The following is a 14,681-nucleotide window of genomic DNA, read 5'->3' on the forward strand; positions in this document are numbered from 1 at the left end:
GCTAGCTAGACGCCGAACTACCGGATATTTATTCGCTTTCTCTACCCTCTTTATGGCCTCTATCTACCAGCAGCAATTAGGCACTGAGTTTACTAAGCTTCATCCGCGAATGCAGGAGCGGCTGGCTTTTGCCAGCGACGACCACCGCGCTTTTATTGGCGAGGGTACTATGGAGCGTGTGTGGCACGGCCCGTTTTATACTCAGCCTTTCCTGCGTATCGGTTTGCTACGCCATATTATGTTTCCCGATGCGGGCCAGAATGTGCCGTTCCGCATCGAAAACTATGCTTACCGCGACTCCTTTGGGCGTGAAACCGTGTCGTGGATTCGGCGCTTCTCCTTTCCGAAGCGTACCCGCTGCTTCGACGCAACTATGATTCGTAGCACCGGGCGCAACCGCATTGTCGATTACCTAGGCACCCATCAGCATCTGGCCGTGGATATCGATTTGTCGGTGTCGGAACGAGGTGGACTGCGACTACGCTCCGGGGAGCAGCGGTTTTATGAGGGGCCGTTCTGGTTTCGCTTTCCTATGCTATTCTCCGGCCTGGCCGATGTAGAGGAATGGTATGATGATGCCGCCGCGTGCTACCGCATCAAGGTAGAAGTGCGCAACCCGACGTTTGGAAAGTTATTCGGTTACCATGGCTCGTTTCAGCCCCGCTGGCAAGAATTGCCCCCGAACGGATTCCGGCATATGCCTTGCCCCGACGGGAGGAAAGACGAGAATAAAGCGCCGTTACGGTGCATACTAGCCACAATCTGCTGCTTGTCATTACCTCTACTTAACTATCACTATTATGAGTAAAGTCGCCGCCCACTTACAGCTCACCACCCAGCAGCGCCGGATTGAACTAGCCCGCCCGTGGGTGCTGGCCGCACTTTATGTAGCCGCCGCTTTGGCCGGCTGGTGGTGGGTCGCGGTCCCGTTGGCAGTAGCAGTGTGCTTGGCGGCTTTCGTGCAGATGCATGACGCCATGCACCATGCGCTGGGCTTGTCTAAAGCCGCGAATGAGCGCGTACTGGCACTTAGCGCGTTGCTTATTTTGAAAAGTGGCCACGCCATGCAGGTAACGCATTTGCGTCACCACGGTCGCTGCCTTACGGAGGAAGACCCAGAAGGTGCGCCTGCCAACTGGCGGTTTTCGCGGGTGCTGTGGCAAGGCCCCTACCATATCCTGACGCTGCGCCGTGAGTCGTGGAGAATTGCCCCCCACACCCGCCGCAAGCAGCTTATCGAGACAATGTATACGGTGGCTTTGCTGGCTGCTTTTGTAGGGCTGTATGTTTTTGCGGGCTCCCTGGTCGGGTTGGTATATTGGGGCGTGGCCTTCTTTATGAGCGCTACCATGCCAATCTGGGCCTCCTATATTCCGCACCACTTAGCTGTTCAGAACCCCGCAGCACGGGTAGCGGCTTCGCTCGCGCAGATCTGGACACCGGTAGTCGCTTCGTTTGCATTTCACCATGTGCACCACCATTATCCGCGTGTGCCCACGGCACTATTGCCCCGCGCAGCAGCCGAGTTGCCAGCCCCTCCAGAGCACGAGCATCATCCTTAATGCTTACTCGGCTGGCTTATTTTCTGTCTCGTCCTGGGGGCGCTTGGTGGCTTGCAGTACGCGCTCTACCTGCGCCATATGGCGCTCTATGTGCGCTACCAAGAAGGCAAATTCATCGGTGAGGCGTAATTGGAGCAGCGGAATCAGCGGATTAGGAATGCGTACGCGGTTGGCGTTTATGGTCCTGGCCTGATCAATGAGGTGCAACATTTCATCGAGCTGACGGCCAAATACTTCTACTACCGTACGGGGCAGGCGGCTGCCGCTGGGGGCGTAGCGCTGGGGCGTTTTAAGGGCTTTCTGACTAACGGGCGTGCGCATAGCCTGCACAAGCCGCCCCCCAATAAAGCCTGATTTTACCGTCTCAGCTGGCTTGGTGCCCCGCTCACTCGCGGCCTTGATTTTACGAACCACTGCCGGCAGATGATGCCCACCCACGATGGTAAGATGTTCTAGGCATTGCCCCACACTCCAAGTATCTGGGGAAGGCCGACGGTTTAGTTGATCTTCGCTCAGATGCCGCAGCCGCTGCGTCACTACCCCACGAACCGCCTGCACGGTGGCGGCAAGCTGGTCAAAAAACTCAGTGGTGCGAATGACGGCAGAGGGCATAGGTGAGGGCGTGAGCAGCAGAACGAAAATTGAATACGTAATGATACGGGCTACAGCGGTTTTCGCCAATTTTTAGCCCGCACTTCATACCCTCGCTCAGCGGGCAATTCAGCTATTTTAACTTAGCTGATCATAAATTAATTGCACTGCAACCGCTTTAAGGCTTGATTTATGCAAATGCGCCGGTTGATTTACGTGAGTAGCTAGTATCAGTTTTTAGTTATATTCTACCTTCTTCGTGCTTAAGCATCAGCGCCCGCGCAAAGCCCCGCACATAGCCCTACGCGACGCGGTGCGGCGGTATTTTGGATTCTCGCGCCGCGAGACGTCCGGGTTTGTAGTGCTATTGCTACTACTCGTGCTCTGGCTGGTGTTGCCGCAGTTGCTTCAGCCGGCTCTCCCGCACTACAATCCCAAAGCCGACCAACAGCAGCTTGACGCTCTGGCCGCCGAACTGGCTGCTACCCGTCGGCCGCGCACCTACGCCAACCGCTACCCCCGCCAAAAAGCCCCCCAGCCGCCCGTAGCGCAGGTAGCACTTGCTGCGTTCGACCCAAATGCATTGTCGGCCACCGATTGGGAAGCGCGCGGGGTGCCGCGCTACGTAGCTCAGCGCATGGTGAAGTATCGCGATGTTATTCAGGGCTTTAAAGCCAAAGCCCAGATCCGTCGCACGTATGGTCTCCCCGACTCCGTGTACGCTCGCCTTGCACCGTATATGCTGCTGCCTGATGAGTTGCCCGCTCGCACTGCTTACGCTGCCACCAAAAACCGCTATCCGGAGCGAACCTCTGCGTTTCCGGCCAGCAAGTTTCCACGCAAGCCAACCAATCTGGCTCCTTTCGACCTGAACGCGGCCGACACAACCCAGCTTATGCAGATTCGGGGTATCGGGCGGGGACTGTCGAGCCGGGTGGTGACTTATCGGGCGCGGCTGGGGGGCTTTTCTAGAGAAGAGCAGCTAAGTGAGATCTTCAATTTGCCCCCCGACCTTGTGGATAGCCTGCGCAAATACACGTTCGTTGCGGCGAGTTTCACCCCTACGGCCATTGATGTAAATAAGGCCACGCTGGCTGAGCTAAAAGACCACCCATATGTGGGTTTGCGCCTGGGTCGGGTGCTGGTGGCGTATCGGCAGCAGCACGGCCCTTACCAGCAAGCCACCGACCTGCGCAAAATCCGCATCCTCGACGATGCAACGTTTGAGAAACTTCAGCCTTACCTGCGGTTCTAGCATCGCCGGTGTGTCTGTAGTCGCGCCTAACCGGGAGCGTTGCCTTGGGGGGCTTTTTTATTAAGTAAATCCTTGGGTAATAGCGGAGGGAAGCTAGGCTAATGTTTTGCGCCTTGCTTCGCCTATTTGGGTTTGCCTTTCGTATGGATGAGCAATACGTGGCGCCAAGCGTATTCGGCGCATCGCATTCGGCATTCTGCTAACTCATCATTCCATGGCCTTATTGCTACGCGACAAGCTTTTTCCCCTTCTCATCTTTTTTCATACGGTGCTCTGTGGCTGTGCCAACGACAAAGGGCGCGGCGACTTCGACCGGATTAGCCAGACTTACCAAGTGAAGCAGGTGGGCCGCTTGCAGAAAGATAAAGTAGTGGAAAGCTCGGGGCTGGAAATTGCCAATGAGGAAGGCGACCTCTGGACCCACGGCGACGGTGGCAACACGGCCAAGCTCTACAAAGTAACCATGCAGGGCGATAAGCTCCAGGAGCTGGATTTGGCGCCGCTCACCAACATCGATTGGGAGGACTTAGCACGGGATGAAGAAGGCAACATATACATCGGCGACTTTGGCAACAACCAGAATAAGCGTCGCAACCTGGCCATTTATCGCCTCCGCGGCCCCGAGTTGAAGGAAGTTGACACGATTCGGTTTGAGTATCCCGACCAGCGAGCGTTTCCACCCAAAAAAGTCGCCCGCAATTTCGACTGTGAAGCTTTTTTCTTTTATCAGGATAGCCTGCACTTATTTACCAAAAACCGCGGTGAGGGCAATTGGGTAAAGTATTATGTGTTGCCTGCCCGCCCCGGCACCTATACGGCCCGCTTGGTAGACAGCATGCAAATGAATACCTGGATTACTGCCGCCGACATCAGCCCGGATGGACGTACGGTGGCCTTGCTGGGCTACGGCTACGCATACCTGATTGAGCGCACAGCGGGTGCCAAGCTTTTTGACGGAGCTAAGAGTTGCTTGCCACTTCCGCAAACCGGACAGGCCGAGGCCATCGTTTTTATCAACGACCACGACTTTCTGCTCAGCAATGAGAAAGGAAAAATATTCCGGGCGGCTTACGTGAAGAAATAATAGCTGCTGAAAGCAGGAATCAGTACGTTTAGCATACGAGCACGTCACTCGCTGCTCTTTCAACTTCACCCCTCAACACCTACCACATGTCGCATACAATTCTGGTTACTGGCGCAACGGGCACTGTAGGCACCGAAGCAGTATTGGCCCTGGCCAACCGGGGCCTAACGGTGCGCGCCGGCGTGCACTCCCTTATTAAGGGCGACCGTTTCAGCCACATTACTTCCGGCGTGCAGCTGGTAGAAATGGATTTTCATAAGCCCGCAACCCTGCGCGTTGCCCTAACCGGCGTGGGTCGGGTATTCATGATTACGCCCGTTACCGACGATCAGGTGGCAATCAGCAAGCAGTTTATCGATATTGCCAAGGAGGCGGGTGTACGTCAGATTGTGCGGCTGTCGGTGGCCGGGGCCGATGCCGAACCGGGAATACAGTTCGGGCGCTGGCACCGCGAGGTAGAGAAGTATTTGGAGCAAAGCGGCCTGGCATACTGCATCCTACGCCCAGGGGGCTTTATGCAAAACTTCGCGGAGCAATACGGCCACTCCATCCGGCATGAGGGCAAGTTTTATCTACCGTTGGGTGATTCAAAAGTCGCGTACATCGATGTGCGTGATATTGCCGCCGTGGCTGCCACCATTTTGACGGCCGACATAAACCAGCATCACGGCCAGGCTTACACATTGACCGGGCCGGCGGCTGTCAGTGGGCAGGAAGTGGCGCAGGCCATCAGCAAGGCGTGTGGTCGGGCAGTTGAGTACGTAGATGTCCCCGAAGCTGCTGCCCGACAGGCAATGGCTCAGCAGCTACCCGCTTGGCTGACTGATGCTTTGCTGGAGCTGCACGCCATCAGCAGAGCTGGCTACGCGGCCCATACCACTTCCACCGTGCAAGAGCTCACCGGCCACGCGCCCCACACTATCGAGCAGTTTGCCCACGACAATCAGCACTGCTTTCTGCCAGCGTCCTAACGGTCATTTACATTCCACACAAAAAAGCCCCCCAGACTAGTCTGGGGGGCTTTTTTGTGTGGAATGTAAGTCAAAAGTCTAAAAGCGACACGGATTTACTGCCGTTCTGGGTCGTTGTCGCGGCCGGCATTGCGACGCGGTGTGGTGCCGTAGTCGCTGTTGTCGTCGGCGCGCGGAGGCACCGGAGCCTGGTTGTTTTCAGCACGCCTCGATTCTTCGGCCGATGCCCCGCCGGTGTTCTTGTTGGCGTTGGAGTCATTGTAAGAGCCGCCGCGCGACCCAATACCTTCCGCTGCATCACCACTCTGGCTACGCTCCCCATCCGACTCTACGTAGCCCGTGCGGGAAGCTGAGCCGGTGCTAGTTGTGGGAGCTTCAGGCTCACCCGCCGGCCCGGGCTCATCACGCCCACCCAGTTCGGTAGTACGCGGCTCAGTAGCCACTGGCCGGAAAGCCAAGCCATCGCTGTCGTGACCTTCCTGCGAAGGCCGATAGTCCTCGGTCTGATTCCGTTGGTTGGGGGGCAAATTTACCCCTGCCGTTGAAGAGGTGTTGCTTGAACTGCCGCCTAGCGACGTACGTCCATAGTCCTCGCTAAAGCCGGCACCACTGCGGGGCGAATCATTATCGTTCTCATAGTGGCTGTCCACTGTGGTACCGCTGCGGGGCGTACCGGGTTCATTGCCAAACGTGCTGCCCTCCGGATGATCTGGCAGTGGGGCACTTGAGTATTGCGCGGCAGTTGGGGCCGTATTATTCTCCGGCTTTCCTCCTTCATAACCACCTCTGGTGGCTTGCTGGGTGCCCAGCTTTCCTCCGTACACTTCATCGGCGCGGAACTGGTCGCCATAGCCGCCTTGCGTTGAGCCAACATTTTGGGGGCCAAATTCGCCGCGGCCCGGACCGCTCAATTGATTTTCCAGTCTATCCTCGTCCTGAAAAACGGGCTGAGTACTATTACCAAAATTACCGCCGTACGGCACTTCTATAGTTGGGTCGTTAGCGAGGTCGATATAGGGCGTGTCCAGTACAGGACGGTCGTTAATATCTTCAGGGTTTTCAGCGGCAGCTGGAGCCGTTTTGGGAAGCGGAGCCCCGGCAGACGAGTGGTCCGTCATGCCCGGCGTTTCGGGCTGCGTACGGCTATTCGCCAGCGGATTGCCTGTTTCAGGGTCAAGCTTAGCGTTTTGTTCAGGCTGTTCATTTTCCATAAGTTCAGGTAGCAAGCGGCGTTGAGCTATTGAGGTCAATGCCCCGCTTTCTTGGCAGTTTAGTTGGTTCGGTTGCCCGATAGGCGTTCTCTCTCGGGATTTTGTCCCATCACTAAAGGGTTGGCCTCTTTATTTTCTTCCTTGCCTTCTTCGCCTGTTACGGCGCCCTTCCCGACACTCATTTCCGAAGCAGCCAACGATTCGCTCGACGCGGCGGCATGAGAATCAGTGTAAAGGCCTTCAGGAATGGGATTCTCGTTCTTATTTCCAGGTTCGTTTTTCATGGGGCGGACTATTTAAGATGAAAAAACTAGGGCATTGCTACTAGTAACTATACGCGCCCGCTAGCACAGAGTTGATTTTAGCGAGCGGCCGGCAAACCCTGCTAGCGCTATCATACAAGGCGATTAAAGCCATTCCTATTCTTCCCAATTTGTAGCCCTGGGCACCCCAATCATGCTTTTAAAGCTGCTCTTTCCCGGCTATTTATCAGCTCAACTAGTAACACGGATAAGAAAATAGCCTTAATTTTGGTCATTATTTAACCCCAACCTTAGTTAGTATCTGTCAATGAAAACGGGCAAAGTAAAATTCTTTAATGAGTCGAAGGGCTTCGGCTTTATAGTTCAGGATGAGGACAATCAGGAAATTTTCGTTCACCAGACAGGCCTGATTCACGAGATTCGCGAAAATGATCGGGTGTCGTTTGATATCATTGAAGGCAAAAAAGGACTGAATGCCGTGAAGGTTGAGCGCATTTAGGCTCAGCTATAAGAGTAATTTCTCAGATTTCCTTCTTAGTTAAAGTTGACGTAAAACGCTGTCTTATTTAATTCTAAGCCATATTTTATATCGTTTGGCAACTAATAATGCCCCCGTTTTACCACGCTTTCTTAGCTTCCAGATAATGTTGCAGCTGAAGCTGACCAACATAAACCGGAATTAGCACTATCTTTACCCCATTCTTCACCACATTTCTTTTATCATGAGCACCGGTATCGTAAAATTTTTCAATGAAACCAAAGGATTTGGCTTCATCACACCCGACGGCGGGGGCGAGGACATCTTCGTTCACGCTACCGGCCTCATGCAGCCTGTCCGCGATACTGACCGCGTAGAGTTTGAGGTTCAGCAAGGCAAAAAAGGCCTGAACGCCGTAAACGTGCGCATCGTACAATAGTCCTTTCGGACAGCTAACGCTGCACTCTGAATCCCGTCTTAGCTCTTGCTGAGACGGGATTTTTTTGTGGCTTGTTTTTCCTGGTGGCATCCTTGCCATTCATATGCATGGCATTATGGCTCTAATGAACAAGCACAAAAAAGCCCCCTAGCGTATGGCTGGGGGGCTTTTTCGTGCTGTTAGATCATCTATTTTGTTTCAGCTTTCGCTACTCGCACTCCTACGGCCATAATGCCGGGCAGCTGGTCTTGGCGCATGTACTGTTCGAGCACAATTTTATAGGTGCCGGGTTGCCGAAACTGCTGATTGCGCAGCGCCAGAAACTGGTGGTCGTAGATATCGCCGGTGCCTTTGCCGCGGGGTTCGCCCGACTGCGGATCCATAAGAATCATTTGGTGCAGCAGCGCCGATAGCGGTTTGCCATCCGGACCGAATAGTTGATGCTTCACATACAGATTGTAGTAGCCGTACATGGAAGCGTTGCGAACATTAAAGCTGATGTTGTAGCGCTGGGTAGTATCCTGAATTTCGAACTCAAACGCAGGCTTTTCCTGCACGGTCCAGGTAAAGTTGTCGAAGTCGGCATTCTTCTCGAATACTTGGTTCGAGTCGCAGGCGGCCAGCACCAATAGCGAGAGCACCGGCCACAGTCGGAGGAACAAACGCATACTTAAGAGGCTGTGGGCGTAGGAGTAGTACCAGTGTTGCCTTCGCCACCGCCGGGGCGCGGGGGTCGAGGACCGCGCCGTGGGGGGCGATTTTCGCGGCCGCCGCGGTTGGCATTAGCTTCCCGCGGAACATTGGCGTCACGATTAACATTGGCATCACCGGCAGGACGAGAGCTTCCTTCGCGTGGGGGGCGATTTTCGCCGCGTGGGGGGCGCGGCGCCGCAACGCTGCCCTCGGGACGGGGAATGTCTGGGCGCTTGTTGTCGGAGCGTGCTTCCCCGGTGCGGCCACCTTCAGAACGTGAGCGGTTGTTGCGCCGATTGAGGGGCCGGGCAGCTGCTCCACGTGGCCGACGGGCCTCGTCGGAAGAAGAAGCCGCGGGCACTTCAATGCCGCTGGAAGCATCAGGCGCCGACTTTGAAACGGCCGTCCGAGCAGGCGCGGCAGTCACTGGTGTGCTGCCCTCTGCACCTTCTTTCTTCTTGCGGCGCTTAGGACGCTTGCCCCCTTTTATCTTGTCGTCGAGGCGGTCGAGGTTGCCTTCCACATGGGCCGAAACCTCGGGCGCGCGCTCCTCTTCCTTAACGGGCGGCAGTAGATTCTCGGGTTTTTCGCCGCGCTTATTCATATCCTGAATTTCGCGCACGCGCTCTGCGTCTAGCATTACCCAGTTGTTGTCGCCGCGCAGAGCAAACCACATTCTTTTTTTGAATATGTCCGTTTTCTGCAAGAAGGCCTCTCCTTTTTCCGTCAATAGGGGGCGCTGTACTTGCGGGATATCCTTAAGGGCGTCGAGGTAGGTATCGAGTTCGTAATTCAAGCAACATTTAAGGCGTCCGCACTGACCCGAAAGCTTAGCTGGGTTCAGGCTCAGATTCTGATAACGGGCCGCCGTGGTGCTCACGCTTTTAAAATCGGTGAGCCAGGTAGAGCAGCATAGCTCGCGGCCACAGGAGCCAATGCCCCCCAGACGACCGGCCTCGTGGCGCAGCGAGATTTGCCGCATATCTACCCGCACCCGAAACTCGTCGGCGAGGCGGCGGATAAGGTCGCGAAAATCAACACGGTCTTCGGCGGAGTAAAAGAAGGTAGCGCGGGTACGGTCGGCCTGATATTCTACATCCGAAAGCTTCATTTTAAGGCGTAGCTCTTCCACTACCGAGCGCGCCCGAAACATAGTACCCGTTTCAAGGTCGCGCACGGCTTGCCAGCGTTCTTCGTCCTGCTCAGTAGCCACCCGCAAAATGTTGCGCATGTCTTTGGCGTCTACTTCAGCCTTTTTCTTGCGCATTTGCAGGCGCACCAGCTCGCCCTTCAGCGACACGTGGCCCAGGTGCCAGCCGTTGCCGGCAGCTTCTACTACCACGGCGTCGCCCGTAACCAAGGGCAAGCGGGTTTTATTGCGGTAGAACTCTTTGCGGCCGCCTTTAAAGCGGATTTCTACAATGTCAAATTCTTTAAAGTCGCTGGGCAGGGCTACGTCCTGAAGCCAGTCGAATACGTTGAGGCGGGTACAGCCGGAGCTACAGCTGCCCTTAGAGCCACAGCCCTTAGCAGTTGTAGAACAGCCCCCACCGGAGGAACATGAAGTGCAAGCCACGGCTTGAAGTATATATAGTGAGGCGGCAGTAACATCCGCACGAAAACCATTATGAACAAAGATAGGCATTTAGAAGGCGTGCTTTCGGACCTGTCAACAGGCGCTATCCAGAAGCAACTAACCTATCTTATATCGGCGACCTTAACAACCAGAGCGCCATTTTATTCTCATCAACCAGAATAAATGACTGCATTAGTTAAAGCTGCAAGCCAGTACCCGATAGGCTAAGAACGGCAAAAGCCCTCAGATTACTGTTCAGCTGTTGCGACCGAAATACTGAGTGTCTGTGGTAGCTACCCCAAATCCCGATTGATGAGGATGACTATTATACTTCTGACACTTTTTTTATAAAATAATCTTGCAGATTATCAGACACATATGATATTACAGTGAATATTTTCAATTTTTCTTTCTTCACATCATCACCTTATTTATATATATTCGTACAACCAGTCAGAATTAGATTATTCTGATTCTCACCCGTCCTACCAACCCACACCTTTCCGGCAACAGTACCATCGCGCGAAACTCCTCGCTCGATATAAGGTGTACTATGGACCCTATTTTACTTACTGCTTCTGCTAAGCGCACCGCCTCAGTTCGGCCGAGTCGCCCGCGCGTTGTCTGTTCGGCTTGTCTGCCGCTCCGGTTACAAATTAATTTAGCCCTGTGGCGCGAAGCCCAACTTCGCCCCCCAGTCCCTCCCCTCCCTGTTTTTTCTGCTTGTATAACGCTGATGGCTGCTGCGTAAGCACCGTCTGCTTATACATAGTTCTTGGCTGTAGCCTTCACTGAGCTACCTGGCTATCCATTTTCTGGTTTTCCATCGTGTTTTTCCGCTTTCGGAAAGCAGCCGGGGATTTCTATGCAAAATCACAACCTGGCTTTTTTGAATTTTTTGAACATTTCCCGCTTACCGCATCCGTTCATTTCCCACCCATTTTCACCCAAATCCATTCCATTCTGTATGAAAATCCAAAATTACCTCTCTTCGCTTACCCTGCTTGCCTGCTCGGTATTAGCCCTTTCTTCTTGCCAAAAAGAAGATGGTAACCAAGTAGTCGCCAAAGACGAAATTTCAGCAGAAGTTAAATCCAAGATTCAAGACCTAGGCCTTAGCACTCAGAATGCTCAGCGCGTAAATGATGGCTACCTCGTAGAGGGCGACATTATGCTTACGGATGCTGACTTAGATAGCAAGCCCGATTACAAAATGCTCCGTGTGGGCGAAGAAGAGCAGTACCGCACCAATAACTTGGTAAGCGTAGGCTCGGGCCGCACGATTGGCATTGCCGTTTCTACCAGCCTACCTTCTACGTATGTAGCTGCCGTTGACGAAGCTATTCGTCGCTATAATGCCGAGGGCTTATTGATTCGATTCCAGCGCGTGTCGTCTAACTATGGCATCTTGCTGACGGCCGCTCCTGCTGGTTCTACCTACTTGGCTTCGGCTGGCTTCCCATCGGGCGGCAATGCTTACAACCGTGTGCAGGTAAACACAGCTGCCATTGGCTCTAACCCAAATACGAACTACTTGGCTACTATTTTGGCCCATGAAGTTGGTCACTGCATTGGGTTCCGCCACACCGACTACATGGACCGGAGCTATAGCTGCGGCGGTCAGTACACCAACGAGGGAGCCAGCACAGTAGGCGCTATCCTTATCCCTGGCACTCCAAGCGGCGCCGATCCGAACTCTTGGATGCTCGCTTGCATTGGTACTGGTGCTAACCGCTACTTCAACGCCAACGACCGTACGGCTCTTCGCTACCTGTACTAGCCGGTCCCACCCACTGGCTTAGAACCGATGCCCGTACGCATCATTAGTTAAACGTATCTTGAACGGATGCAAACAAGAAGCCCCGACTCCAGTGGAGTCGGGGCTTCTTGTCTTTAAGTTCATGTAAACTGCTGCGCTTTAAAGGACAACAATACGCTGCGTCATTCTAGGACCGTTTTCTGGTGTCACTCGCACGAGGTAAGTCCCGCTTTGCAAGCCACTGGTATCAAATGGGTTGATGGTGCCAGTAGCGGTGGCTTCACGGACTAAGCGGCCAAGCACATCGTAGAGTTGAATATGGACGGCACCTGTAGTACTCGTGATGAGCTGGAGAGATTCGCCTGCCTGCACCGGATTGGGATAGGCTAGCAGTTCCCCGGTGCGTGCATATTGCACGGCTTCTAGTGCGCTATAAAAAATTTGCCCCCCCACCGTATTCAGCCGCACCCGGTAGTGATTGAGGCCAGAGTTGGGCGCTAGGTCTGGAAAGGCAAATTGCAAGTCCTGTACAGGGGCGATGGTTTGTAGCGTTTGGTAGCTGCCATCGGGAGCTTGGCGCTCCAGGCTGATGCTGTTCAAACCGTAAGCGGTGCCAATTTCAAGATCGAGCAAAACCGTGTCTGTAACAGCTTGGCGCGGGATGAAAGAACGGACGTAGCAGCCTGTTCCCTGCTGGCTGTATTCTACACTGGGGCTTCGCTCCCCCATTTTGCCCCCCAGTACTGGCGCTACAGCGAAATAACGGAATGGCAGCTCAGTTGCGGGCAAAATAGCTACCGTATCCCGGGTTCTTCGCAGAGGCTGCAAGCCGGTGGCGCTCAGACTGTAGAGTTGGTATTCGGTAGCGCCGGGCACAGCCGACCAGTGCAGTAGCGCTTCTTCCGGACAAGCATAACCGACCTGCAATCTCAACGGTGCATGAATCGTGAACGTCTCGGAAGGGTATACGCCAGTGGGCGTCACCATTCGTAATTGAGCGGCGGCAGCACTGGGAGGCGTCCAGGTAGTGAAGCCAGCTTTTAACTCCACCGTCGGATTGACTACCTGCCACGCGGTACTGCCAGCAGGCTGATATTCGAGGCGCGCCGTGGTGGTAGCACCCGCCCACTGCCAGCGTAGCTCCTGCGTACTACCCGGGTTAAAGGTGGAGCCGGCTAGCGGATTAAGCCAAGCAAAACCGGTTTCCCCAAACTCATACGCTACACTGAACGCCTGCGGCCCCTGAGGCACCGAAAACCCTCGCACGTGCAGTTCATACACCCCCGCCGCCGGCGCTACTACTGTAATCTGCTCTACGTTGTTGAGATGATCGGGGCGGCGGCGGGCGGGCAGCGTCAAAGAATCTAGGTGCGGAAAATGGCTTAATACCCAAGGTTTCCACCTTTGCTTGGTGGCTGGGCGAAACAGCTCTAAATCGAGGTCATTGATGAGTGCCTGCTCTGCGTCAGGAGCAGCGGCGGCGTCATGCCAGGCCAGCGTTATCTTCAGCTCAGGGCTACCAGCCGGCACCGTGACAGTAAATACCCGCTCAGAATTCTGTGTGGCTGAGTTCGTATAAAACCGTCGCTCACGAATTGTCTGCACGGCTCCCAGCGCATCGGCCTGGCCATAGCCGCTTTCAAAATCTATGGCTGGGCGTCCGGTATCGTTGGCGCTATTGAGTAGTACTGCTTTTACAAGGGCTGCGGGGGGCAAAATGCCCCCCAACTGCTCCTTATAGGCTTGCAGTACCAGCAGGCTCATTCCCGAAACCAATGCTGCGGCATCGGAGGAGCCATCGGCGCCATACGCGACGAGTTCGGGCTTCACGCGCCCATCATACGCCGGGCCACGCGAGCTCAGTGGCACTACGTTTCCGCGGCTATCGGTGGCACCCACGCTCAGGGTGTTTTTCGACATCTTGAATTGCCCGGTTATGTTGGCTACACCCGCTAAGCCGGCATAACGACCGCTGGGGCTGGTCTTATTGCCATCATTGCCGGAGGAAAAAACGTGCACCAACTGCGGATACCTGGTGGCGTGCGCATCGTAAGCTCGGGTTTCTAGACCGTAATAGTTCTCAATAGCGACGCCATAAGAATGGTTTTGAACCGACACTCCCATTTGGGTTAAACGCCCCCCGTCGTCAGGCATCAACTCACTAAAGTCGGCGCTAATAAGGCCAGCCTGCCAGGCGGCACCCTTGCCCGACGGGGCCGAGTTGCCGCCGCCCGCAATGAGCGTGGCCATGGCCGTAGCATGTGCCGACACTGCCTGCGTAGTTGATTCGCCGACGGCAACTCGGCCCCGAAAATCAATATCAGTCGGATCAAATGGCCTTTCTTTCACTGATACTGTCATTCCTTGACCGGCCAGACTTGGAAAGCGAGCATGCAGCGGGGCAATAGTATTGGTAACTAAGTCAGAGTTGTCAAGGGGGCGCTCTTCGCGGGCACGCCGGCTGGGCACATCCACAAAAGTTACCCAAGGACAAGCAAGCAACTCAGCTAAATGGGGGGCTTTTACGCCATCCAACGTATAAGTGTCGCCAGGCGCAGCGTGCCGACTTACACGCACGGAAGGCAGTTGCAGGCGCATCCAAGCATTAAACTCAGCGACAGATTGTACACTCACGCGGTACGATGTAGTCGCCGACTGTACCGTGGCTGCTTTGAGCGGTGGGGCCAACTTCAGCGGTGGTGTGCTCTGAGCTGATATGCGGTCTTGAGCCGAGCTAACACCCGGCAGACACAGTAGCCACAACAGCCAGAACCCGCTTTTACTTACCAATCTGTATGT

General features: G+C 54.7%; 14 protein-coding genes. 8 read left to right on the plus strand and 6 right to left on the minus strand.

Translation table 11 applies throughout. The annotated features are described in order from the left end of the window. Nucleotides 1-52: 52 nt before the first annotated feature. Nucleotides 53-808 carry a DUF4166 domain-containing protein gene (locus G7064_RS08055; RefSeq protein WP_205711196.1) on the plus strand — a complete coding sequence of 252 codons (756 nt, stop codon included), beginning with the start codon at nt 53-55 and terminating at the stop codon, nt 806-808. After that, a complete protein-coding gene (locus G7064_RS08060; protein ID WP_166073185.1) occupies nt 801-1,562 on the plus strand; it encodes a fatty acid desaturase in 762 nt (253 codons plus the stop codon). Before G7064_RS08055 ends, G7064_RS08060 begins: the two co-directional genes overlap by 8 nt. Nucleotides 1,563-1,565: 3 nt before the next feature. Here the strand turns inward: G7064_RS08060 and G7064_RS08065 are convergent, their stop codons facing one another. Continuing rightward, complete coding sequence (locus tag G7064_RS08065) at nt 1,566-2,174, minus strand: DinB family protein (RefSeq protein WP_166073186.1); 609 nt, start codon at nt 2,172-2,174, stop codon at nt 1,566-1,568. A gap of 238 nt (nt 2,175-2,412) precedes the next feature. On the opposite strand from G7064_RS08065, the gene G7064_RS08070 reads away from it, so the two are divergent. The 3 genes from G7064_RS08070 (at nt 2,413) to G7064_RS08080 (ending at nt 5,463) form a co-directional block, all read left to right on the plus strand. Continuing rightward, on the plus strand, nt 2,413-3,408 hold the full coding sequence (locus G7064_RS08070) for a ComEA family DNA-binding protein (RefSeq protein WP_166073187.1): 996 nt from the start codon (nt 2,413-2,415) through the stop codon (nt 3,406-3,408). A gap of 214 nt (nt 3,409-3,622) precedes the next feature. Continuing rightward, nucleotides 3,623-4,492 carry a hypothetical protein gene (locus G7064_RS08075; protein ID WP_166073188.1) on the plus strand — a complete coding sequence of 290 codons (870 nt, stop codon included), beginning with the start codon at nt 3,623-3,625 and terminating at the stop codon, nt 4,490-4,492. Between the two features lie 86 nt (nt 4,493-4,578). Further along, the gene (locus G7064_RS08080; RefSeq protein WP_166073189.1) at nt 4,579-5,463 is read left to right on the plus strand and encodes an SDR family oxidoreductase; all 885 of its coding nucleotides are present in this window, start codon (nt 4,579-4,581) and stop codon (nt 5,461-5,463) included. 95 nt (nt 5,464-5,558) lie between these two features. On the opposite strand, the gene G7064_RS08085 is transcribed toward G7064_RS08080, so the two are convergent. Both G7064_RS08085 and G7064_RS08090 read right to left on the minus strand, forming a co-directional pair. Next, nucleotides 5,559-6,674, minus strand: coding sequence for a hypothetical protein (locus G7064_RS08085; RefSeq protein ID WP_166073190.1), 1,116 nt, complete (start codon nt 6,672-6,674; stop codon nt 5,559-5,561). A 59-nt stretch (nt 6,675-6,733) separates the two neighbouring features. Beyond that, a complete protein-coding gene (locus tag G7064_RS08090; RefSeq protein ID WP_133271789.1) occupies nt 6,734-6,958 on the minus strand; it encodes a hypothetical protein in 225 nt (74 codons plus the stop codon). A gap of 286 nt (nt 6,959-7,244) precedes the next feature. Here G7064_RS08090 and G7064_RS08095 point away from each other — a divergent pair, with 286 nt between their 5' ends. Further along, entirely contained in the window at nt 7,245-7,436 is a 192-nt protein-coding gene (locus tag G7064_RS08095; RefSeq protein ID WP_133271788.1) for a cold-shock protein, read from the plus strand. A gap of 223 nt (nt 7,437-7,659) precedes the next feature. Further along, nucleotides 7,660-7,854: a cold-shock protein gene (locus G7064_RS08100; RefSeq protein WP_084446316.1), complete on the plus strand. Its 195-nt coding sequence runs from the start codon at nt 7,660-7,662 to the stop codon at nt 7,852-7,854. Between the two features lie 188 nt (nt 7,855-8,042). Here G7064_RS08100 and G7064_RS08105 read toward each other — a convergent pair whose 3' ends face one another. Both G7064_RS08105 and G7064_RS08110 read right to left on the minus strand, forming a co-directional pair. Further along, nucleotides 8,043-8,522: a gliding motility lipoprotein GldH gene (locus G7064_RS08105; RefSeq protein WP_166073191.1), complete on the minus strand. Its 480-nt coding sequence runs from the start codon at nt 8,520-8,522 to the stop codon at nt 8,043-8,045. A 2-nt stretch (nt 8,523-8,524) separates the two neighbouring features. Beyond that, on the minus strand, nt 8,525-10,123 hold the full coding sequence (locus tag G7064_RS08110) for a stage 0 sporulation family protein (RefSeq protein ID WP_240935814.1): 1,599 nt from the start codon (nt 10,121-10,123) through the stop codon (nt 8,525-8,527). Between the two features lie 967 nt (nt 10,124-11,090). Between G7064_RS08110 and G7064_RS08115 the strand changes: the two genes are divergently transcribed. Continuing rightward, nucleotides 11,091-11,903: a M57 family metalloprotease gene (locus tag G7064_RS08115; RefSeq protein ID WP_166073193.1), complete on the plus strand. Its 813-nt coding sequence runs from the start codon at nt 11,091-11,093 to the stop codon at nt 11,901-11,903. A 138-nt stretch (nt 11,904-12,041) separates the two neighbouring features. Here G7064_RS08115 and G7064_RS08120 read toward each other — a convergent pair whose 3' ends face one another. Then, on the minus strand, nt 12,042-14,516 hold the full coding sequence (locus tag G7064_RS08120; RefSeq protein WP_166073194.1) for a S8 family serine peptidase: 2,475 nt from the start codon (nt 14,514-14,516) through the stop codon (nt 12,042-12,044). Between the last annotated feature and the right edge of the window lie 165 nt (nt 14,517-14,681).

Origin of the sequence: Hymenobacter sp. HDW8 (genome assembly GCF_011305775.1) — a bacterium.
GTDB classification, from domain to species: domain Bacteria; phylum Bacteroidota; class Bacteroidia; order Cytophagales; family Hymenobacteraceae; genus Hymenobacter; species Hymenobacter radiodurans.

Bases quoted from the DNA above. Each gene is read 5' to 3' on its own strand.
- G7064_RS08055 (WP_205711196.1), top strand. From the start codon at position 53: ATGGCCTCTATCTACCAGCAGCAATTAGGCACTGAGTTTACTAAGCTT.
- G7064_RS08060 (WP_166073185.1), top strand. From the start codon at position 801: ATGAGTAAAGTCGCCGCCCACTTACAGCTCACCACCCAGCAGCGCCGG.
- G7064_RS08065 (WP_166073186.1), bottom strand. From the start codon at position 2,174: ATGCCCTCTGCCGTCATTCGCACCACTGAGTTTTTTGACCAGCTTGCC.
- G7064_RS08075 (WP_166073188.1), top strand. From the start codon at position 3,623: ATGGCCTTATTGCTACGCGACAAGCTTTTTCCCCTTCTCATCTTTTTT.
- G7064_RS08080 (WP_166073189.1), top strand. From the start codon at position 4,579: ATGTCGCATACAATTCTGGTTACTGGCGCAACGGGCACTGTAGGCACC.
- G7064_RS08085 (WP_166073190.1), bottom strand. From the start codon at position 6,674: ATGGAAAATGAACAGCCTGAACAAAACGCTAAGCTTGACCCTGAAACA.
- G7064_RS08090 (WP_133271789.1), bottom strand. From the start codon at position 6,958: ATGAAAAACGAACCTGGAAATAAGAACGAGAATCCCATTCCTGAAGGC.
- G7064_RS08095 (WP_133271788.1), top strand. From the start codon at position 7,245: ATGAAAACGGGCAAAGTAAAATTCTTTAATGAGTCGAAGGGCTTCGGC.
- G7064_RS08100 (WP_084446316.1), top strand. From the start codon at position 7,660: ATGAGCACCGGTATCGTAAAATTTTTCAATGAAACCAAAGGATTTGGC.
- G7064_RS08105 (WP_166073191.1), bottom strand. From the start codon at position 8,522: ATGCGTTTGTTCCTCCGACTGTGGCCGGTGCTCTCGCTATTGGTGCTG.
- G7064_RS08115 (WP_166073193.1), top strand. From the start codon at position 11,091: ATGAAAATCCAAAATTACCTCTCTTCGCTTACCCTGCTTGCCTGCTCG.